Consider the following 21455-nt stretch of genomic DNA (forward strand, 5'->3'; position numbering starts at 1 on the left):
GTCAGCCCCGGCCCCGCCGGTCCGGCCCCCGCCGCTGAGCGGGCGGTGTCGGCGTCAGAACACCAGGTTGAGCAGGACGGTCAGCACCACCGAAGCGAGAATCGAGAAGAGGATCATCAGCAGGCAGCCGAGGCCGCCGCCGAGTGGGCGAATCTCCACGTTGCCGAAGCGCATCGGTCTCACCTTCGTCAGTCTCGGGCCGCAGGGCGGGAGTCGGATCGAGCAGTCCGCGGACGGCCGCGGCGACCTGTGTCGGGGCGGTGGTGACCACGTTGTGCGCCGCGCCCGGCACGATGAGCGTCCGGGCGTGCGGCACCAGCCGGGCGATCTGGTCCCGCCATTCCGCCGGCGCGATCGGGTCCCGCGCGCCGGCCACCACCAGCGTCGGCGCGGTGATCCGCACGAGGTCCGCCTCGACGGCGTTGCGTACCGAGTGCGACAGGGTCGCGGCGACCCGCCGGGGCCGGGCGTCCCACAGGTCACGCAGGAGGATCGGCGCTTGCGCCTTCGCCTCGTGCCGGGTGTCCACCAGCCAGCGGCCGATCTGGGCATGCCGCGAGCGGGCCGCCGGATCGCTGGTCGGTCCGGCCAGGACCAGCGCGCGGACCGCGTCCGGGTGCCGGGCAGCGAGCGCGGCCGCGACCTCGGCGCCGAACGAGTGCCCGAGCACGCAGGCCGGCGGCAGTCGACAGGTGGCGAGCCAGGCGGCCAGGTGCGCGGCGTGCCGCGCCACGTCGTACGCCCGCCTCGGGCGTTCGCTGAGCCCGAAGCCGGGCAGGTCCGGCACGTACACCGGATGGGTGGCGGCCAGCGCGACGGCCAGCGGGGTCAGGTAGCGGTGTGACACGGCCAGGCCGTGCACCAGCACCACCGGCGGGGCGCCGGTGCCCGGGTCGGCCCCGCGTCGGGTGTGGGTGCGTACGCCGTCGACCAGCCGCCACTCGCTGCTCAGCCCGGCGGCGGGCCGGGGCGCGGCGAGCGCCAGCCGCAGCTGCGCGACGGGGAACCGGCCGGCCGGTGTGGGGCGGGTCGGCTCCAAACCGGTTCGGGGGCGCGGTGACCACGCCCTGGCCCGTCCCGACTCGTCGAGCCGCGCCTCCCGCAGCCGGTTCACAGTTCGCGTAGCCGAGGTAGCAACTGCTCCTGCGCCCAGTCCAGGAACATCGGCTGGCTCTCGCCGCCCACCTGCAGGATCGCCACATGGGTGAAGCCGGCGTCGACGAACTTGCGGAACGCCTCGACGTGCTGCTCGACGTCCGGGCCGCAGGGGATGCCCTCGGCGACGTCCTCCTCCCGCACGAACTGGGTGGCGGCGGTGAACGCCTCCGTCCCGGGCAGGTCGGCGTTGACCTTCCAGCCCAGGCCGAACCAGCGGAACTGGTCGTGCACGATCTTGCGGCACTCCGCCTCGTCCGGGCCGTAGCAGATGGGCACCTGCCCGTAGCGGGGCTTGCCGGCGCCGCCCGCGTCGTCGTAGAGCTGGATGATCCGCCGGTCGGGCTCGCTGGAGATCATGCCGTTGCCGTACTCGGCGGCGAGGGTGGCCGACTGCGGGCCGGAGGCGGCGACCGCCATCGGCACCGGGGTCTCCGGCCGATCCCAGACGTAGGCGTCGGGCACGTCGAAGTGGTTGCCGGAGAAGGTCAACGTCTCGCCGTTCAGCAGCGGACGGATGATCTGCAACGCCTCCTCGAACATCTCGTGCCGCTGCTGCACGTGCGGCCAGCCGCCGACCACGTGCTCGTTGAGGTTCTCCCCGGCGCCCAGCCCGAGGGTGAACCGGCCGTCCGAGAGCACCCCGATCGTGCTGGCCTTCTGCGCGACCACGGCCGGGTGGTAGCGGCGGATCGGGCAGGTCACGAAGGACATCAGCTCCGCGCGGGAGGTGGCGTGCGCGACCGCGCCGAGCACCGACCAGGCGTACGGGGAGTGGCCCTGGGAGTCCAGCCACGGGTAGTAGTGGTCGGACGTGACCAACTGGTCGAAGCCGGCCGCCTCGGCGCGCACCGCGTGGTCGACCAGCTGCTTCGGGCCGGCCTGCTCGCACATCAGGGTGTAGCCGACGTTGACCATCGTGGTGTCTCCCTCCACCGGCGGATCGTCCCCGAATACCCCGGACGGCCCGGGTCAACCCTCCGCGTCCGGTTGCCGCCGTCGATGCATCGACCTACGCTGATCGCTGCGCCGTGGGATCCGGGCGGCGGCTGTCGGGCTGCAGCCGCCTTCCCCTGTCACGTCCCACCTCGGCCGGGCACCGGGGGTGCTCCCTGAGGAAGGCCATGAAGACAAGACTCTCCGCCGCCGGCGCGGCCCTGCTCACGTGCCTGCTCGCCGTGTTGGCGTTCGGGCAGCCCGCGCACGCCGCAGCCGGCTTCTCCGTCGCGGACGGCAGGCTCTACGACGCCAACGGCACCGAGTTCGTGATGCGCGGGGTCAACCACGCGCACACCTGGTACCCGCAGCGGACCAGCTCGTTCGCCGACGTCAAGGCGCTCGGCGCGAACACCGTGCGGGTGGTGCTCGCCAGCGGCGACCGGTGGCCCCGCAACAGCAACGCCGACGTCGCCGACGTCATCGCGCTCTGCAAGGCCAACCGGCTGATCTGCGTACTGGAGGTGCGACACCACCGGCTACGGGGAGCAGAGCGGGGCGATCAGCCTCGGCCGGGCGGTCGACTACTGGCTCGGCATCGCCGACGTCCTCGCCGGTGAGGAGGAGTACGTCATCGTCAACATCGGCAACGAGCCGTACGGCAACCAGAACTACGCCTCCTGGGCCACCGACACCGCGAACGCGGTCAACCGGCTGCGCGCCGCCGGCCTGACCCACACGATCATGGTGGACGCGCCGAACTGGGGTCAGGACTGGTCCTTCACCATGCGGGACGACGCCGCCGCCGTCTTCGCCGCCGACCCGGCCCGCAACACGGTCTTCTCCATCCATATGTACGGGGTGTTCGACACCGCCGCGGAGATCACCGACTATCTCGGCCGGTTCCGCGCGGCGGGGCTGCCCATCGTGGTCGGGGAGTTCGGCTTCAACCACTCCGACGGCGACCCCGACGAGGACACCATCCTGGCCTACAGCCAGGCCAACGGGATCGGCTGGCTTGGCTGGTCGTGGAGCGGCAACGGCGGCGGGGTCGAGTACCTCGACATGGCCACCGGCTTCAACCCGGCGGCCCTGACCAGCTGGGGTCAACGGATCTTCAACGGCGCCAACGGCATCCGGCAGACCGCCCGGGAGGCCAGCGTCTTCGGCGACGCCCCGCCGACCACGCCGCCTCCCACCACGCCACCTCCGGCGGGCGGCTGCACCGCGACGTACACGATCGTGAACCAGTGGCAGGGCGGCTTCCAGGGCGAGGTCCGGGTCACCGCCGGCGCGGCTGCTGTCACCGGCTGGACCACCCGGTGGACCTTCGCCGACGGGCAGAGCATCACTCAGTCCTGGAACACCGCGCTGACCAGCAGCGGGTCGAGCGTCACCGCGCGCAACGTGGCGTGGAACGGCCGGCTGGCCGCCGGGGCGAGCACCAGCTTCGGCTTCCTGGGCAGCGCGACCGGCGGCAACACCCGCCCCACGGTGAGCTGCGCCGCGAGCTGACCGACACCACCGGTGGCCGACCCGCCCGGGGCCGGCCACCGGTGCGGCGTACGAACGTCAGTGCGCGCCGGTCAGGTTCACGATGACCACGCCTGCGATGATCAGCGCGATGCCGGCGAGCTTCACCGCGCCGACCGGCTCGCCGAGGAAGACCGCGCCGATCGCCACGATCGTCGCCGTGCCCAGCCCCGACCAGAGGGCGTACGCCACGCCTACCGGTATCTCCTTCACCGCCTGTGAGAGCAGCACGAAGGCCACCAGGTAGCCGCCCACGCAGCCGAGGGTCGGCCAGAGCCGGGTGAACCCGGCGGTGCTCTTGAGCAGGCTGGTGGCCAGCACCTCCGCCGCGATCGCGATGCCCAGCAGGACGTACGCCACGTGCCACCTCGTCAGTCGTCGGTCGGTGCGGCCTGGCCGGCGGCCAGGCGCGCGGCGCGCATGGTCAGGTAGCGCTGCTCCGGCAGGCTGCTCGTCCGGGCGGCCGCGGCCCGGTAGTCGGCCACCGCGGCAGCCCGGTCGCCGGCCATCTCGTGCAGGTGCGCGCGGGCGGCGTGCAGCCGGTGGTGTCCGGCCAGCCGCGGGTCGGCGGCCAGCTCGGTGAGCGCGGCCAGGCCGGCCGCCGGGCCCTGCACCATGGCGGTGGCCACCGCCCGGTTCAGCGCGACCACCGGGCTGCCCGACAACCCCGCCAGGACCTCGTAGAGGGCGAGGATCTGCGGCCAGTCGGTCTGCTCGGCCGTCGGCGCCTCGTCGTGCAGCGCGGCGATGGCGGCCTGCACCTGGTACGGGCCGACCGGCCCGCGCGGCAGCGCGTGGGTGACCAGGGCGACCCCCTCGGCGATCGCCGACGCGTCCCACCGGCCGCGGTCCTGGTCGGCCAGGGAGATCAGCTCGCCCGCCGGGCCGGTCCGCGCCGGGCTGCGCGCCTCGGTGAGCAGCATCAGCGCCAGCAGCCCGGTCGTCTCGCTGTCGTCGGGCAGCAGCGCGTGCAGCGCGCGGGTCAGCCGGATCGCCTCCGCCGACAGGTCGACCCGGTGCAGCTGGGGGCCGGCGCTGCTGGTGTGCCCCTCGGTGAAGATCAGGTAGAGCACCTGCCGGACGGCGGTCAGCCGGCTCGCCCGGTCCGGCTGGTCGGGCATCCGGAACGGCTCCCCGGAGGTGCGGATCCGCTGCTTGGCCCGGCTGATCCGCTGGGCCATGGTGGCCTCCGGCACCAGGAACGCGTGGGCGATCTCGGCCGTGCTCAGACCGCCGACCGCGCGCAGGGTCAGCGCGACGGCCGACGCGGAGGAGAGCGCCGGGTGGCAGCAGAGGAAGAGCAGCACCAACGTGTCGTCCCGCTCCGCGGTCAGCTGCTCGTCCGCCGCGGGGGCGGCCTGCCGGTGCTCCGGCTCGCGCCGCGCCGCGAGGTCCTCCCGCCGCCGGCGCGCGGACTCGGCGCGGACCAGTTCGATCATCCGGCGGTATCCGACCTGGATCAGCCAGCCGCGCGGGTTCGCCGGCACACCCTCCGCCGGCCACTGCGTGACGGCGGCCAGCAGCGCCTCCTGGACGGCGTCCTCGGCGGTGGCGAAGTCACCGAAGCGTCGGGCGAGCACGCCGAGGACCTGCGGCGCCAGCTCGCGCAGCAGGTCCTCGGTGCGTCGGTCGGTGGTGTCCAGGCGTCACAGCTCCTGCGGCGGTGCGGACATCACCGGGTGCACCTCGATCGGCATGTTCAGCGGCTGGCCGCCCGGACCGGGCGCGGTGGAGATGTGCGCGGCGATCTCCACGGCCCGCTCCGGGGTCTCGCAGTCCACAATCCACCAGCCGGCGAGGAACTCCTTGGTCTCGGCGAACGGCCCCTCGGTCACCACCGGGGCGCCGCCCTCGCCGGCCCGGACGATCCTGGCCTGCTGCGGCCCGCCCAGGCCCTCGCCCTGGACCCACTCCCCGTCGGCGGTGAGCTTCGCGTTGACCTCACCCATGAACCCGATGTGCGCCCGGATCTCCTCCGGGGTCCACGTCTCGATCGACGGGAAGTCGGTCCCGGCGGCGCTGAACTGCATCAGCAACATGTACTTCACGGTTGGCTCCTCACGCCTGCGCACCCCATTCTCGGTGCTCTCACCCTGAGGTAGAAGCAGGCCCCGCCGTCCTCGACATCCCGGGCGGAAAAACTTCGAGAAACTTCGGCGGGCCCTCAGTCCACCGCGGTGACCTCGAACAACACCGCCTGCTCGGGGTGCAGCGCCGGCACCTGCAGGCCCACCGTGGCCAGTGCCGCCCCGGTCAGCGTCGCGCCGGCCGGCAGCCAGGCCGGCTCCGCCCGCTGCAGGGTCGCCGGCGCCGGCACACCCTCGACCGGGCGGACCGCGTACCGGCGATGCCGGTCCAGGCCCGGCAGCCGGACCGCCCCCGGGACCTGGGCCACCGAGGTGGCCAGCCGGCTGACCGCGTACACCGCCGCGGAGCCGTCGTGGGCGACCACGCCGTGCGCCCAGACGGCCGGGTCGGGGTGGTCCACCCGCACCGTCCGGCCGGTGTGCAGCAGCGGCCGGAGCCGCTTGTGCAGCGCCACCCAGGCGGTCAGCTCGGCCCGCTCGGCCGGGCTGACCGAGGCGATGTCCCACTCGATGCCGTAGTGGCCGAAGAGGGCGGTGGTGGCCCGGAAGCCGAGATCGTGCACCCGGTGGGTGGTGTGCGAGCGCTCCGGGCCGATATGGCTGCCGACCAGCTCGGGCGGGAGCAGCAACCCGGTCCAGCGCTGGATGGCCAGCCGCTCCAGGGCGTCGTTGCAGTCGCTGGCCCAGACGCGGTCGGTGCGGGCCAGGATGGCCAGGTCGACCCGGGCGCCGCCGGAGGCGCAGCTCTCGATCTCCACGCCCGGGTGCCGGCGACGCAGCTCGTCCAGGAGCCGGTAGATCGCCTCGGTCTGCGCGTGCACCCCGGGCCGGCCGTGGTGGCCGGCCTCGGTCAGGTCCCGGTTGTGGTCCCACTTCAGGTAGCCGATCCCGGGGTGCTCGGTGAGCAGCGCGTCCAGCCGGCCGAGCAGGTGCTCGTACGCCTCGGGGCGGGCCAGGTCGAGCACCTGCTGGTTGCGCCAGGGTGGCGGCAGCCGCCCCGGGGTGGCGAGCACCCAGTGCGGGTGGGCGCGGAACAGGTCCGAGTCCGGGTTGACCATCTCCGGCTCGACCCAGAGCCCGAACTGCAGGCCGCGGCCGGTGACGTGGTCGATGAGCGGGTGCAGGCCGTCCGGCCAGACCTCGTCGTCGACGTACCAGTCGCCGAGCCCCGCGGTGTCCGCCCGCCGGCCCCGGAACCAGCCGTCGTCCAGCACGAACCGCTCGACCCCCACCTCGACCGCGTGGTCGGCGAGCGCCCGCAGCCGCTCCAGGTCGTGGTCGAAGTAGACCGCCTCCCAGACGTTGAGGGTGACCGGCCGGGGAGAGCGCGGATGCTGCGGGCGGGCCCGCAGCTGGGTGTGCAGGGCGTCGCTGAGCCCGTCCAGCCCGGCGTCGGACCACACCGCGTAGAGCAGGGGGGTGGCGTACGACTCGCCGGGGGAGAGCACCACCTCACCGGGGGTGAGCAGTTCGCCGCCGCCGAGGGTGGCCTCGCCGGTGGGGCGCCGCTCGGCGAAGGTGACGTGGTCGCCGCTCCAGGCGGTGTGCACCGCCCAGACCTCGCCGTGCCCGAAGCCGAACCCGGCGGTGCCGGCGACCAGCAGCAGGGTCGCGTCGTGCCCGGTACGCCCGTGCCGGCCCTCGCGGACCCAGGCGCCCATCGGCCAGGGGTGCCGCTGCGGGGTGCGTTCCCGGCACCACCGGCCGGTGAGGTCGAGCAGCTCGGTGGCGACCGCCGGCACCGGCAGCACCGCGGTGAGTTCGCCCAGCTCGTACGGGGTGTCCCCGTCGTTGCGCAGCCGGTGCCGCAGCAGCAGCACGCCGGCCGGGTCGAGGGCGAGTTCGACGGTGATCGACAGTCCGGCACCCGAATCGCTGGCCCGGACGGTGACCCGGACGTCGTGACCGGGGGTGTCGTCGACCTCGACGGCGTCGAGCTGAAACGCGGTGGACCAGTCGGCTCGGGCGCGGTGCCCGGTGAGCGCCGGCCGGCCGCTCCAGCCGGCGCTCGCCTCGGGCAGCAGGGAGAGCACCGTCGGCGCGTCGAAGCTGCTCGGCACCACCGGCGGGACGGTCGCGTCGGCGAGCTGACGCAGCGCGTCGTCGTCGAGGTCGCCGACGTCGCCACCCCAGTGCGCGACCCGGGGCAGCCCCGGGCCGCGCGCGTCGAGCACCAGGCTGGTCCGCGCGCGGCGCAGGTGGACCATGCTTCGGCTAGCGCCACGTTCGGTTCCTCTGGGCGCTGCGTCGATCGGCGATGGTAGTGACCTGATGGCCGTTCACCTCTCTATGGATTGTCGTACCTGCTTGGTAGAACGGAGCCGTGGTTGAGGTGGTCAAGCGTGCCTACAAGTTCCGCTTTTATCCCAGTCGCGAGCAAGCACGAGAGCTCGACCGGACATTCGGTTGCGTCCGCCTGGTTTACAACCGCGCTCTGGAGGCTCGTCGGCGGGCCTGGGTGACGCATCGTCAGAGGACCACATACGGGCAAACATCCCAGTGGTTGACGGAGTGGAAGCGGACGGAAGACCTGTCGTTCCTGAACGAGGTGTCCGCAGTGCCTCTCCAGCAGACCTTGCGCCACCTTCAACGTGCCTTCGCCGCGTACTGGGAAAGGCGATGCGGGCATCCCCGATTCAAACGCAAGCGAAGCGCAAGGGCGTCCGCGGAGTACACGCGATCGGCCTTTCGCTGGCGTGACGGGAAGTTGACTCTCGCCAAGATGAGCGAACCACTCAATCTCGTGTGGTCTCGCCCCCTCCCGGACGGCGCGGAACCCTCTACCGTAACCGTCTCCCGAGATGCGGCCGGCCGATGGTTTGTATCCATGCTGGTTGCTGATCCTACTGTGCGCCCGTTGGAGTCCTCCGCGACCGCCGTCGGGGTTGACGTCGGAATCAACAACCTTGCGACCCTGTCGACCGGTGAGAAGGTGATCAACCCGCGGCACGAAGCCGCCGACCGCAGGAAGTTGGCACGAGCCCAACGATCGCTTGCGCGGAAGATGAAGGGCTCCGCGAATAGAGCGAAGGCGCGGCTGAGAGTAGCTGTCATCCATGCGCGAATCGCAGATCGCCGCCGCGATCACCTTCACAAGCTGAGCACCCGACTCGTCCGCGAGAACCAAGCGGTCGTGATTGAGGACCTCAGTGTTGCGTCGATGATGCGTAATCGCCACCTCGCCCGATCGATCCATGACGCGGCGTGGTCGAGTCTCAGGCAGATGCTTGAATACAAAACCAGTTGGTACGGTAGGTCGTTGATCACGGTCGGCCGATGGTACCCGTCGACGAAGATGTGTTCGGCCTGCGGTCAGGTGAACAGGGCCATGAGGCTGGATATCCGGTCGTGGACGTGCCCCGCTTGCGGAGCGGTCCACGACCGGGACATCAATGCTGCAAGAAATATTCTCGCCGCCGGGCTGGCGGAGAGTTGAAACGCCTGTGGAGCTGAAGTAAGTCCTGACGGGAATCTTCCTCTCAGGCTTTTGGCTATGAAGCAGGAAACCTAGCGGGCGACCGGTAGAGTCTCGGCTCTTGACAGCCGGGAAGATGTCAACCCTTGCTAGCTCCTAACGTCAGGCCCCGAACGAAGTGCCGCTGGAGCAGAAAGAAGATCACCAAAGTCGGGATCGCGACCAGCACGCTGCCGGCCGAGACCAGGTTGTTGTCGGTGAAGAACTCGCCGCGCAGGTTGTTCAGCGAGCTGGTGACGGGGAACTTGTCCCCGGTGCGCATGAGCACGGTGGCCCAGAAGAACTCGTTGTAGATCCAGGTGACCTCGAGCGTGGCCAGCGCGGCCAGGGCCGGCCGGCACAGCGGCATGGTCACCTGCCAGTACTGCCGCCAGATGCTCGCCCCGTCGACCATGGCCGCCTCGTACAGGTCGCGCGGCAGCGCCTTCATGTAGTTGCTGAGCACGAAGACGCAGAAGCCGCACTGGAACGCGACGTTAACCAGGATGAGTCCCCAGTAGCTGTCGTAGAGCAGCTCCGAGTCGCTCATGAACTCCGGCAGCGGCACCTGGGTGAAGAGCCGGAACAGCGGGATGAGCAGGGCCTGCTGGGGCAGCAGGTTGGCCGCGGTGAAGAGGCCGAGCAGCACCAGGTTGAGCTTCCAGCTGAACCGGGCGATGACGAACGCCACGCAGGAGGCCAGGAAGAGGGTCAGCAGCACCGCCGGGACGGTGATGTAGACCGAGTTGAGGAAGTGCTTGCCGAACTCGGCGGTCCGCCAGGCGGTCACGTAGTTGTCGAGGGTCCAGCCGCCGAGCGAGGCGTAGCCGTTGGTGGCGGTGTACTCGTAGGAGCGCAGCGAGGTGAGCACCGCCCAGAGGATCGGGAAGAGCCAACCGACCGCCACCGCGGCGAGGAAGACGTGCAGCAGCACCCGCTGCGGGGTGAGGCGGCGCCGGGGCGGCGGCGCCTCGTCGGCGACCGGCGGCCGGGTCAGGGTCGCGGTGCTCATCGGTCCTCCCGCATCACGGTGGCCAGGTAGATGGTGATGAAGACCAGCGACACGACGAGCATGATGGTCGCCAGCGCCGAGCCGAAACCGATCCGGCTCGCCTCGCCCACCACGTTCTGGGTGACCAGCGCGGAGAGCAGTTCCAGGCCGTTGCGCCCCTTGTTCACCACCCAGACCAGGTCGAACGCGCGCAGCGACTCGATCACCGTCACCACCAGCACGATGATGTTGATCGGACGCATCACCGGGAAGACCACCCGGAAGAAGCTCTTCGCCTCCGAGGCGCCGTCGACGGCGGCGGCCTCGCGCAGCGACGGGTCGACGCCCTTCAGCCCGGCCAGGTAGAGCAGCATGATGTAGCCGACGTGCCGCCAGCCCGAGGCGACCATGACCGCCCAGATGTTGACGCCCGGGTCGCCGTACCAGTCGACGTTGGTGCCGAGCACCGCGTTGACCAGGCCCTGGTCGCGCGAGTAGAGCAGTTGCCAGACGAAGCCGATCAGCGCCAGCGAGAGCACCACCGGCAGGTAGAGCGCGGTCTGGTAGAACCGGCTGCCGCGCAGCTCCTTGTCAAGCAGCACGGCCAGGAACATGCCGAACGGGGTGGCCAGCAGGAAGAGCACCGCGAGCCAGAGCAGGTTGTGCTGCACCGCGGGCACGAACGGCGGGTAGATGTTCACCACGTCGCTGTAGTTGCGGCCGCCGACGAAGTCGATGTCGGACAGTGGCCCGATGCCGTCCCAGTCGGTGGTGGAGAGCACCACGGTGGCCAACGCCGGCAGCCACACCAGTGCGGTGACGAGCAACAGCGGTACGAGCACCATCAGCGTGATCACCACGCGGTCGGTGCGGGACAGGAGCCGTAGCCGACGGCGGCGACCACCCGTGGTGGTCGCGGCCGGCGGCGGTACGGCGCGATCCGCTTGGATCAGGGGCAGGTCGGACACGGTGTCCTCCCCCTCTCGCCGTCAGCTGGTGAAGATCGACTTTTTCTGGTTCTCGATGCTGTTGGTGAGACCGTCGATGTCCTTCGGGTCCTTGATGAACTGCTGCAACGCCGGGATGATCACCGTCGAGGCGAAGTCCGGGCGGGTGTCCCGGTCGAGGAACTGGGCGATCTCGGTGGCCGAGCCGACCAGTTCGGCGGCCTTCTTCTGCAGCGCCGTGTAGCCGGCGGTGTCGCCCTGGGTGTTGGCCACCAGGGTGCTCGGGTCGTTCTGCACGGTGATGTCCGCGGCGGCCTTGGAGCCGAGGTACTCCAGCAGCCTGTGCGCGTTCTCCTCGGACTTCGGCTTACGCGCGATCATGTAGCCGTCGATCGGCGCGTCCAGGGCCTTGGCGCCGATCGCCGGGTCGATCTCCGGGAAGGTGAAGAAGTCCAGGTCGTCCTGCTCGTCGGCGTTGAACTGCTGAGCCACGAAGAGGCCGAGCAGGTACATGCCGCTCTTCTTCTGCTGCAGCGACTGGGCGGCCTCCTGCCAGGTCCGGCCGAGGCTGTCCGGCTGGTGCACGGGGAGCAGGCCGGCCCAGGTGTCGAAGACCTTCTTGACCTTGTCCGACGTCCAGGCCTCCTTGCCGGCCATCAGGTCGACGTGGAACTGGTAGCCGTTGATCCGCAGGTTGAGGATGTCGAAGGTGCCCATCGCCGGCCAACCGTCCTTGTCGGCGAAGGCGATCGGGGTGAGGCCGTCCTTCTTCATCTGCGCGGTGAGCGTGTTCAGCTCGGTCAGGGTCTTCGGTACCTGGTAGCCGTACTGCTGCCAGACCGACTTGCGGTAGAACATCGCCCACGGGTAATACGACGCCGGCACGAAGTACTGCTTGCCGTCGTCCCCGGTGGACGCCTTCTTGAAGGCGTCGGAATAGCCGGAGAGCTTGCCCCAGACGTCGCTGAGGTCGCCGGCCAGGCCGCGGGCGGCGAAGAAGCGCATCCGGTAGCCGGCGAACCAGGTGAAGACGTCGTCCGGCTTGCCCTGCAGGTAGTTGTTGATGTTCTCCTGGAAGGTGTTGTGGTCGACCGTGTTGATGGCGACCTGCAGACCGGAGGAGGTCTGGAAACCGGCCATCACCTTGGCGATGACGTCCTTGGGCTTCGGGTCCGACTGGTTCGACCCGAGTGACACCGTCTTGCTGCCGGCACCGGAGTCGTCGTCACCGCAGGCGGTGAGCAGTCCGGTGCCGAGCAGGGCGCCCGTGCCGGCCGCGGCGGTGAGCAGCGTGCGTCGGTTGACGCCGGCGACGGAGGGCGGTACGAGCCTGGCCAGGTACTCGGCTTGGGTTCGGGGACGGGACATGTTTCCTCCTGCGGATGAAGAGGTGCGTGCGCCCAAGGGCCATGGGGGTGGCGGTCCGGCTCCCGTGATCGCACATCGGGATCCACCGTGAATCCACATTGACAAACACGAACTGCCAGTGGCGCCTCAAGCTACTCGTCCGCACGGCGCTGTCAAGAGGGTGAATGAGCGCCGATAACCCAGTCGTGACGGGGCTGCTATGAGGTAAACGTTGTAAAGCAGATCGATGTTGGAAACTGTTGACTTGACCGATGGATCGGGGCACGCTCTGCTGCCATGCGGCGATGGCAGGGCGACCGGATCTTCTTCGGCGGTGACTACAACCCCGAGCAGTGGCCGGAACAGACCTGGGTCGAGGACGTCGAACTGATGCGCCGAGCCGGGGTCAACCTGGTGTCGGTCGGGATCTTCTCCTGGGCCCTGCTCGAACCCACTCCCGGCAAGTACGAGTTCGACTGGCTGGACCGGGTGCTGGACCTGCTGCACGACGGGGGCATCTCGGTCGATCTCGCCACCGCGACCGCCAGCCCGCCGCCGTGGTTGGCCCGGGCGCACCCGGAGACGCTGCCCCGCCGGGCCGACGGCACGGTGCTCTGGCCGGGCGGCCGGCAGGCGTACTGCCCCAGCTCGCCGGTCTTCCGGGAGCGGTCACTCGCGCTGGTCGAGGCGATCGCCGGCCGGTACGCCGAACACCCGGCGGTGGTGATGTGGCACGTCTCGAACGAGCTCGGATGCCACAACGTGCACTGCTACTGCGACGTCAGCGCCGAGGCGTTCCGGGGCTGGCTGCGCGAGCGCTACGGCGACCTGGACGGGTTGAACGACGCCTGGGGCACCGCCTTCTGGAGCCAGCGGTACGGCGACTGGGCCGAGATCAACCCGCCCCGCGCCGCGCCGACCTTCGCCAACCCCACCCAGCAACTCGACTTCCTGCGCTTCTCCTCCGACGAGCAGCGCGCCCAGCTGCGCGCCGAACGCGACGTGCTGCGCGGGCTGGTCCGCCAGCCGGTCACCACGAACTTCATGATCGGCACGGGCATCAAGTACCTGGACTACCACTCCTGGGCCGCCGATGTGGACCTGGTCGCCAACGACCACTACCTGACCGCGGCCGACCCCCGGGCGCACGTCGGGCTGGCGCTCTCGGCCGACCACACCCGCGGGGTCGCCGGGGGTGAGCCCTGGCTGCTGATGGAGCACTCCACCAGCGCGGTCAACTGGCAGCCGCGCAACGTCGCCAAGACCCCCGGGCAGCTGCGCCGCAACAGCCTGGCGCACGTCGCCCGGGGCGCCGACGGGGTGCTCTTCTTCCAGTGGCGGGCCTCCCGGGCGGGAGCGGAGAAGTTCCACTCGGCGCTGGTGCCGCACGCCGGGCCGGAGACGAAGGTGTTCCGCGAGGTGTGCCAGCTCGGCGCCGACCTGGCCGCGCTGGCCGAGGTCCGGGGCAGCCGGGTGGACGCCGAGGTGGCCATCCTCTTCGACTACGAGGCGTGGTGGGGCGTCGAGCTGGACTCGCACCCCAGCACCGACGTCACCTACACCGACCGGCTGCGGGCGCTCTACGACTCGCTGTGGCGGGCCGGCATCACCGCCGACGTCGTGCACCCCTCGACCGACCTCACCGGTTACCGGCTCGTCCTGGTGCCCACCCTCTACCTGGTCCGCGACGCCGACGCCGCCGCGCTGACCCGGTTCGTCGAGGGCGGCGGCACCGCGCTGGTCAGCTACTTCAGCGGCATCGTCGACGAGCACGACCACATCCGGCTCGGCGGCTACCCCGGGGCGTTCCGCGAGCTGCTCGGCCTGCGCACCGAGGAGTTCTTCCCGCTGCGGGAAGGCGAGCAGGTCCGGCTCGACGACGGCGCCAGCGCCGACGTGTGGACCGAGTGGCTGCACCCGGAGGGCGCCGAGGTGCTCGCCGCGTACGCCGACGGGCCGCTGCCGGGGGTGGCCGCGGTGACCCGGCATCCGGTCGGCGCCGGCGCCGCCTGGTATCTCGGCACCCGGCTGGACCAGCCGGCGACCGACCGCCTGGTGGCTCGGCTGGTGGCCGAGGCCGGGGTCGAACCGGCCGCGGTGGCGCCACCCGGCGTCGAGGTGGTCCGTCGCCGGGCCGGCGAGCGCGGCTGGCTGTTCGTCATCAACCACACCGGCGACGAGGTGCGGCTGCCCGCCGCCGGCACGGAGCTGCTGACCGGCGCGCGGTGCGACGGTGAGCTGGTGGTGCCGGCCGGCGAGGTGGCGGTGGTCCACGAGGACATGCCGCCGCGTCGCCCCGGGCGCCGATGACCCGCCGGGTCTAAGGAGGTCGACAGATGCTCGCCCAGCAGCGGCAGAGCGCCATCCTCGATCTGATCCGGCAGCGCGGTGGCGTGCGGGTGAGCCACCTGGTGAGCCGGTTCGGCGTGTCGGACATGACCATCCGGCGTGACCTGGAGGTGCTGGCCGAGCGCGGCCTGGTGGACAAGGTCCACGGTGGCGCGACGCTGGCCGGCCCCGGTTCGGCCGAGGAGCCCGGGTTCGCCGCGAAGTCGATCCGCCAGCAGGCGGAGAAGCGGTGCATCGCCGAGCGGGCGGCGACCATGGTCGAGCCGGGGATGGCCATCGCGCTCTCCGCCGGAACCACCACCGCCGCGCTGGCCACCCTGCTCTCCGACGTACGGGGGCTGACCGTGGTGACCAACTCGATCCCGGTGGCCGACGCGCTCTACCAGAACCCGCGCGCCGACCAGACCGTAGTGCTCACCGGCGGCATCCGGACCCCGTCGGACGCGCTCACCGGGCCGGTGGCCGAGGCGGCGATCAGCTCGCTCAACGTCGACCTGCTCTTCCTCGGCGTACACGGGCTCAGCCCGCGGACCGGCTTCACCACGCCCAACCTGTTGGAGGCCGGGGTCAACCGGTGTCTGATCGGCGCCGCCCGCCGGCTGGTGGTGCTGGCCGACCACACCAAGTGGGAGACCATCGGCATCGCCACCATCGCCCCGCTGGCGGCGGCCGACGTGCTGATCACCGACGTCGGGCTGCCGGCGGAGGCGCGGACGGCGATCGGCGAGCAGGTCGGCGAGCTGGTGGTCGTCGAGGCCGGCTGAGGTCATCACCCACGGCGGCGCCGGCGCCATCCTCGGCACGCTGGCCCGCGGCATCCCACTGGTGGTCGTGCCGCAGGGCGCCGACCAGTTCATCCAGGCGGACCGGGTGGCCGCCTCCGGGCGGGCCTCGCGCTGGCACCGGAACAGGCCGAGCCGGCGGCGATCGCGGCTGCCTGGCGTCGCCGGCGAGGCTTCTGGCGCGATTACCCGCCTGGTCGGTTGGCCGTCTGATCCACTGGGGTGGAGCGGGCATCGTCGGGACGGGGGCGCAGCCATGGGGACTCTGGCCTGGTCAACCTACGTCGCCGGGCCAAAACCGGTCGTTTCCGAGACGGCGCCGCCGGGTGAGCAGGGCGAGGTCTGGTCGCCGACCAGCGCCACCCTGATCTTCGGGGAACGCGACGCGGTTCTGGTCGACGCGCTGTTGACGATGGACGAGGGTCGGGAACTGGCCGACTGGGTCGCGGCGGCCGGGCGAAACCTGACGACGATCTACGTCACCCACGGTCACGGCGATCACTTCTTCGGCGCGGCAGCCGTGCTGGAGCACTTTCCGCAGGCGCGCGTGGTGGCGACTCCCGGAGTGGCGGAGCACATGCGTGAGCAGCTGAGCGACCAGTGGCTCGACGGTTTCTGGCGCAAGGGCTTCCCCGACCAGATCGCCCAGCGGCCCCCGATGGCCGAGCCGCTCGCCGGCCACGTGATCGATCTTGAGGGCGAGCAGCTGGTGGCGGTCGAACTCGGCCACACCGACACCGACGGCACGACCGCGCTGCACGTACCGTCGCTCGGTCTGGTCGCCGCCGGTGACGCGGTCTACAACAACGTCCACCCCTTTCTCGCCGAGGCGGGCGATGGCGGCATCCAGCGGTGGTGCGACGCCCTGGACACCATCGATGCGTTGCGACCGTCCGTGGTGATCGCCGGGCACAAGCCCGATGGCGCCGACGACAGTCCGGGCAACGTCGAGGAGACCCGCCGCTACCTCCAGGAGTTCGACGCCGCCGCGCAGCGTACGGGGAACGCGCAGGACCTGTACCAGGCGATGATCGAGCGCTACCCGGACCGGATCAACCGCTCCGTGGCATGGAACAACGCCCACGCCGTCAAGAGCTGACCCGGCCAATGGAACACGCTTCAGCGGGCGGCGAGCCCTTTCTCGCTCCGAGCCCCGAATCGAGATGACCATGACACGCGAGTCCACGCCCTCCCTGCCCACGATCACCATCGGCGGTGATCTTCAAGTCGGTCGGGTCGGCTTCGGCGCGATGCAGCTCACCGGCGAGCAGGTGTGGGGTCCGTACCCGGACCACGACGGCGGAGTCGCGCTGCTGCGCGCCCTACTCGACGAGGGGGTGAACTTCATCGACACCGCCGACGTCTACGGGCCCCACACGAACGAACTCCTCATCCGCGAGGCGCTGCATCCGTACCCACAGGGGCTGGCCATCGCGAGCAAGGGCGGCTTCGTCCGCGGCGGATACGACTACTCCACCCTCGGCTGGGTGGGCAACCCGAAGTACCTGCGGCAGTCGGCCATGCTGAGCCTGCGGCGCCTCGGCCTGGAGCGGTTCGACCTCTACTACCTGCACAGCGGCTACGCCACCGACGCGCCCTTCGAGGACCAGGTCGGCGAGTTGAAGAAGATGCAGGATGAGGGGTACGTCCGCCACATCGGCCTCTCCAACGTGACCGCCGCTCAGTACGAGGTCGCCCGGTCGATCGCCGACATCGCCGTGGTGACCGCGCTGTACAACATCGGCAACCGCACCGGCGCGGACCTGCTCGCCGCCGCCGGACAGTCCGGAGCGGTCTTCTCCCCCTGGCACCCGGTCAGCCTCCGTGACGGCGGCGAGAACGCCGGCGAGATCGCCCGTACCCTGGCGCCGCTCGCGGCCCGTTACGAGGCCACGCCCCAGCAGATCGCGCTGGCCTGGCTGCTGCACCGGTCCCCGGCGATGCTGCCGATCCCGGGCACGACGAGCCTCGCCCACCTGCGGGAGAACGTCGCCGCCGCGCGCATCCGGCTGACCGACGCCGAGGTCACCGAGCTGACCGCCCTGGCCCCTGAGCCCGCCGCCCGCACCGCCGACTGACGTGGTGCGGTGTGCGGGGACGCCCTGACATCCGCGAAACGGAGCGGATGACGCCCGACGGGCCCGGCAGACGCGCCGGGGTCGCTTCACAGCGACCTCACAGGGCCAGCCGATAGTGTGCGGTCGAGTCAACCTCCGGCTCCATGGTGGAGCCCTCGGCGGTCGCACGGGAGTTCCGATGGTCTTCAAGAGGAGTTCCACCGGATGGTGGCCAGCGGCCCGTTGCAGCTGGCGCCGAAGCAGCAGCTCGCCATCCCGTTCCAGCTGCCGGTGCCGTGGGAGACCCCGATCACCGACGTCTACGGTCAGCGGCTGCGCGGCATGACGATGGGCCTGCGTACCGAGCTGGCGATCGCGCGGGCGGTGGACAAGAGCGACCTGGACCAGGTCGCCGTGCACCCGTTGCCGGTGCACGAGCGGATCCTGGACGCGTTCCAGCGGCTCGGTTTCCGGTTCAAGCACGCAGACCTGGAGCGCGGCCGGATCCACGGCGTGCAGCAGACGCTGCCGTTCTACCAGGAGATCGAGTTCTTCGCCGCGCCGCAGTACGCGCAGACCGTCCGTGAGGTCGAGCTGACCTTCGTGACCAGCCAGCGCGGGGTGGACGTGGTGCTGGAGTGCGACAAGCGCGGCGGCTTCCTCAGCTCCGGGCACGACGCCTTCGGCCGCTACCAGGTGTCGCACGCCGACGCCGACCGGGTCGACTGGATGCAGGTGGTCGACGGCTGGCTGCGTGAGACGACCTCCCACTACGGTGGCCTGCGCGCCGCGGGCTTCGGCCAGGGTCACGGTCATGGGCGCGGTCGCGGCGCCGGCATGGGCGGCATGGTCGCCGGTGCGGCGCTCGGCGTGGCCGGCGGCATGATCGCCGGGGAAATGATCGAGGATGCCTTCGAGGGCGACTTCGGCGGGGACTTCGGCGGCTTCGAGGAGTGACGCGGCGGTGGCCTCCGGGGCGAGTCCCGGAGGCCACCGACCGTGGGCGCTTTAGCGCCGACCCTGGCGCCGCTCGCTCAGCGAACGCTTCGGCGACCCGGCCTTCGACAGTCCTCGGCTGACCAGGTAACCGGCGGTCAGAGCGGCGATGATCCACCACGACTGGACGGGGTTGTTGATGTTCAGCCCGTTGCCGGCCGGACCGCGCCAGAAGGCGGCGATCACCACGGCTGCGACCGCGACGGCGTAGACCCAGAACTCGGTCGTCAGGAACGCCTGCTTGGTCTCCGTACCGGTCTGCGGCATCGGTTCCCGGTGCCCGTCCTGCATCACCGGCATCTGACGGGTCGGGGTCTCCTGCATCGCCGCGCGGTTCTGCATGTCGGCGGCGGGCCGGTTCATCGGCCTGGTGGATGCAGCCTGCGTGCTCATCTGGTCCTCCTCAGGATGCGATGAGTCGTACCTGCATTCCCTCGCCCCGCTACCGCGTTTCGGCCACGGCACGGTTCGCGTTCACGGCGGGGACGCCCACCGACTACCCGAGGCCGATGAGGAGGTAACACCGGCCGGCGGCCGGAAATCCGCCCCGCGCGGCCCGCCGGTGACGCCCCGTGCGGGGGCGCCACCGGCGGGGTACGCGTCAGCGCAGGCCGTTGCGGACCGCGACGCCGATCAGCAGCTCCGGGTCGTCGGTGATCATGCCGTCCACCCCGAGGTCGATCACCCGCTGCATCACCGCGGCGTCGTCGACGGTGTACGGGATAACCTTCAGCCCGTCGCGGCCCTGCAGGGTCCGCACGTCCGGTCCGTGGAAGTACGCCGGGTTCTCCCGCAGGTACCAGTCGGCGGAGGCGACCGCGCCCTGCGCCGGGTCGTGCACCTGCCAGTTCGCCGACACCGTGCCGGCGCCCGCAGCCCGGGTCAGCTTGCCCAGGTCCCGGTACTTCCACCAGTCCAGCCCACCGGTCCACGGGCTCTTGACCGACCGGTCGCCGTAGACCGCCTGGAGCGAGCACTCGTCGGCGAGGCTGGCGCACTCGGCCGGGCCGTACTGCCAGACCAGCGCGACCGTGCCGATCCGCTTGTTGAGCTGGTGGGCGTAGGTGATGGTCCGCCAGTCGAAGGACTGGATTGTGGCCCGGTTGGTGAAGCCGGCCTGCTCGATCGCCGTGACCAGCTTGCGGGTGAAGCTGCGGTACGGCTCGGTGTCGTTCACCAGCGGGCTGAGCTTCGTCTCGATGTTCATCCGGACGTCGTCCCGGCCGCTGCCGCGCACCAGGGCGAAGACCTCGTCCAGGGTGGGGATCCGGGCACCCGGGGCGGGCACCTGCGCCGGCAGCTCGGGCAGCGTCTTCGTCCCGCAGTCGATGGTCTTGATCTGCTTGAGGGTCAGCTCGTGCACCAGCTTGCCCACGTACGGGAACTCAGGGTCACCGGGGCGGGCCGGCGCGGTGTCGATGCAGTGCGATCCGTTGATGGCCCGGTCGTGCAGCACGACCAGCTTGCCGTCCTCGGTGACGCCGGTGTCCAGCTCCAGAGTGGAGATCGCCGGGTTCGCCAGCGCGTTCGCGAAGGCGGGCAGGGTGTTCTCCGGCCGGGTCGCCCGACCGCCGCGGTGCGCCTGGATGTCGAACGGCGAGGCGTACCCCGTGGGCAGCCGGTAGCCGCGCTGCTTGAGCAGGCCGCGCAGCCGGTCCGGGTAGTCGGTGATCATCCCGTCCACGCCGTCGTCGATCAGCTTGGCCATGGTCGGCACGTCGTCCACCGTCCACGGGATCACCTTGATGCCGTAGCGGTGCGCGTGCGCCACCATTTCCCGCGTCACGTACGGCTTGTAGCCCGGGTCGGTGACGGCGCCGTTCTGCGGGTTGCCGTGCACCGGGGAGAAGGCGGTGGCGCCGAAGGTCCGGATGGCCCGGATCGGGTCACCACCGAAGTCGTCGATGTCCAGCCCGCCCAGCCACGGCGACGCGCCGGCCTGACCGGTCTGCAGGAAGTCGTAGTTGGTCAGGGCGACCAGCGGCAGCCGGGGCTCGACCTGGCGCATCCGCATCAGCGCGCCCCAGTCGAAGCTCTGGATGCTGACCTGCTTCAGCATGCCGGCGGCCCGGATCTCGGCCGCGGTCACCTGCACGAACTGCTCCCGGGGCGCGGTCTCGGTCGGCGCGCCGGCCTCCACCTTGGTCTCCACGTTGAGCTTCACGTCGTCCGCCCGGTAGCGCTTGACCAGCGCGAAGACCTCGCGCAGCAGCGGCATCCGGGCGCCCGGCACGGCGAGCTGGCCGGGCTTGTCCGACAGCGTCTTCGATCCGCAGTCGAGGCTGCGCACCTGGGCCAGGGTGAGCGTGTTGATGTACTTGCCGACGTACGGGAACTCCGGGTCGCCGGCGGTCACCGGGGCGGTGTCGACGCACTTCGAGCCGCTGATCTTCCGGTCGTGGGTCACCACGGCCTGCCCGTCCTCGGTGATCTGCACGTCCAGTTCGAGGGTGCTCACCCCGAGCTGGAGGGCGTTGCCGAACGAGGCGAGAGTGTTCTCCACCCGCAGCCCGAGACCACCGCGGTGGGCCTGAAGGTCGAATGTCCGGTCCGGTCGTGGCTTCGCCTGGGCGGGCGCGGCGAGCCCGGTCGTCACGGTCGCGACGGCCAGGGCCGCGATCGCGATACGGCGTACTGTGCGCACGCTGTCACTCCTCCTCCGGCGGGCCTCTCCCGCCAGTCCGCCGCACAGCATGGGCAGCGGGAACGGCGCGAAGGCGGCCAACGGGAGACGTACGGGTGAACCGGCGCGGACGGTGTCTGCCCGGCCGCTGGCCGGCGGGTGTTTGGCCGGTCCGGTGACGGGCACGCAGTCAGACCG

General features: G+C 70.9%; 16 protein-coding genes and 2 pseudogenes. 7 read left to right on the forward strand and 11 right to left on the reverse strand.

What is annotated here, in order from left to right; genetic code table 11:
• Position 1: 1 nt before the first annotated feature.
• Complete coding sequence (locus AB0C04_RS14820) at positions 2-1114, reverse strand: alpha/beta hydrolase (RefSeq protein WP_357053581.1); 1113 nt, start codon at positions 1112-1114, stop codon at positions 2-4.
• On the reverse strand, positions 1111-2073 hold the full coding sequence (locus AB0C04_RS14825; protein WP_357053765.1) for a TIGR03557 family F420-dependent LLM class oxidoreductase: 963 nt from the start codon (positions 2071-2073) through the stop codon (positions 1111-1113). The genes AB0C04_RS14820 and AB0C04_RS14825 overlap by 4 nt, the downstream gene beginning before the upstream one ends.
• Before the next feature lie 206 nt (positions 2074-2279).
• Between AB0C04_RS14825 and AB0C04_RS14830 the strand changes: the two are divergent.
• A pseudogene (locus AB0C04_RS14830) lies at positions 2280-3606 on the forward strand (cellulase family glycosylhydrolase).
• A gap of 57 nt (positions 3607-3663) precedes the next feature.
• On the opposite strand, the gene AB0C04_RS14835 reads toward AB0C04_RS14830, so the two are convergent.
• The 4 genes from AB0C04_RS14835 to AB0C04_RS14850 form a co-directional block, all read right to left on the reverse strand.
• Positions 3664-3984 (reverse strand): multidrug efflux SMR transporter, encoded by a 321-nt coding sequence (locus tag AB0C04_RS14835; RefSeq protein ID WP_357053584.1) that lies wholly within the window; start codon positions 3982-3984, stop codon positions 3664-3666.
• A gap of 11 nt (positions 3985-3995) precedes the next feature.
• Positions 3996-5267: a sigma-70 family RNA polymerase sigma factor gene (locus AB0C04_RS14840; protein ID WP_357053768.1), complete on the reverse strand. Its 1272-nt coding sequence runs from the start codon at positions 5265-5267 to the stop codon at positions 3996-3998.
• Positions 5268-5270: 3 nt separating this feature from the next.
• Positions 5271-5663: a YciI family protein gene (locus AB0C04_RS14845; RefSeq protein ID WP_357053770.1), complete on the reverse strand. Its 393-nt coding sequence runs from the start codon at positions 5661-5663 to the stop codon at positions 5271-5273.
• Positions 5664-5788: 125 nt separating this feature from the next.
• Positions 5789-7918: an alpha-galactosidase gene (locus tag AB0C04_RS14850; RefSeq protein WP_357053587.1), complete on the reverse strand. Its 2130-nt coding sequence runs from the start codon at positions 7916-7918 to the stop codon at positions 5789-5791.
• Positions 7919-8043: 125 nt separating this feature from the next.
• Here AB0C04_RS14850 and AB0C04_RS14855 point away from each other — a divergent pair, with 125 nt between their 5' ends.
• Positions 8044-9147: an RNA-guided endonuclease TnpB family protein gene (locus AB0C04_RS14855; RefSeq protein WP_357053773.1), complete on the forward strand. Its 1104-nt coding sequence runs from the start codon at positions 8044-8046 to the stop codon at positions 9145-9147.
• 118 nt (positions 9148-9265) lie between these two features.
• Here the strand turns inward: AB0C04_RS14855 and AB0C04_RS14860 are convergent, their stop codons facing one another.
• From AB0C04_RS14860 to AB0C04_RS14870, 3 genes are read right to left on the reverse strand one after another with little or no spacing between them, the layout of a single operon-like run.
• The gene (locus AB0C04_RS14860) at positions 9266-10177 is read right to left on the reverse strand and encodes a carbohydrate ABC transporter permease (protein ID WP_357053590.1); all 912 of its coding nucleotides are present in this window, start codon (positions 10175-10177) and stop codon (positions 9266-9268) included.
• A complete protein-coding gene (locus AB0C04_RS14865) occupies positions 10174-11124 on the reverse strand; it encodes a sugar ABC transporter permease (protein WP_357053593.1) in 951 nt (316 codons plus the stop codon). The genes AB0C04_RS14860 and AB0C04_RS14865 overlap by 4 nt, the downstream gene beginning before the upstream one ends.
• 21 nt (positions 11125-11145) lie before the next feature.
• Positions 11146-12471, reverse strand: coding sequence for an ABC transporter substrate-binding protein (locus AB0C04_RS14870; protein ID WP_357053596.1), 1326 nt, complete (start codon positions 12469-12471; stop codon positions 11146-11148).
• A gap of 276 nt (positions 12472-12747) precedes the next feature.
• On the opposite strand from AB0C04_RS14870, the gene AB0C04_RS14875 reads away from it, so the two are divergent.
• The 5 genes and pseudogenes from AB0C04_RS14875 to AB0C04_RS14895 all read left to right on the forward strand — a co-directional run.
• Complete coding sequence (locus AB0C04_RS14875; RefSeq protein ID WP_357053599.1) at positions 12748-14760, forward strand: beta-galactosidase; 2013 nt, start codon at positions 12748-12750, stop codon at positions 14758-14760.
• A gap of 26 nt (positions 14761-14786) precedes the next feature.
• Complete coding sequence (locus tag AB0C04_RS14880; protein WP_357053602.1) at positions 14787-15563, forward strand: DeoR/GlpR family DNA-binding transcription regulator; 777 nt, start codon at positions 14787-14789, stop codon at positions 15561-15563.
• Positions 15564-15837: 274 nt separating this feature from the next.
• The gene (locus AB0C04_RS14885) at positions 15838-16680 is read left to right on the forward strand and encodes an MBL fold metallo-hydrolase (protein WP_357053605.1); all 843 of its coding nucleotides are present in this window, start codon (positions 15838-15840) and stop codon (positions 16678-16680) included.
• 64 nt (positions 16681-16744) lie between these two features.
• Positions 16745-17659, forward strand: a complete 915-nt coding sequence (locus AB0C04_RS14890; protein WP_357053608.1) for an aldo/keto reductase — start codon at positions 16745-16747, stop codon at positions 17657-17659.
• Between the two features lie 192 nt (positions 17660-17851).
• Positions 17852-18595: pseudogene (locus AB0C04_RS14895) on the forward strand (sporulation protein); the annotation flags it as partial.
• A gap of 51 nt (positions 18596-18646) precedes the next feature.
• On the opposite strand, the gene AB0C04_RS14900 reads toward AB0C04_RS14895, so the two are convergent.
• Both AB0C04_RS14900 and AB0C04_RS14905 read right to left on the reverse strand, forming a co-directional pair.
• Entirely contained in the window at positions 18647-19027 is a 381-nt protein-coding gene (locus tag AB0C04_RS14900; protein WP_357053611.1) for a hypothetical protein, read from the reverse strand.
• Positions 19028-19235: 208 nt separating this feature from the next.
• Entirely contained in the window at positions 19236-21278 is a 2043-nt protein-coding gene (locus AB0C04_RS14905; RefSeq protein WP_357053614.1) for a glycerophosphodiester phosphodiesterase family protein, read from the reverse strand.
• Positions 21279-21455: the final 177 nt, after the last annotated feature.

It is taken from the genome of Micromonospora sp. NPDC048909, from assembly GCF_040649635.1.
Classification (GTDB): Bacteria; Actinomycetota; Actinomycetes; order Mycobacteriales; family Micromonosporaceae; genus Micromonospora.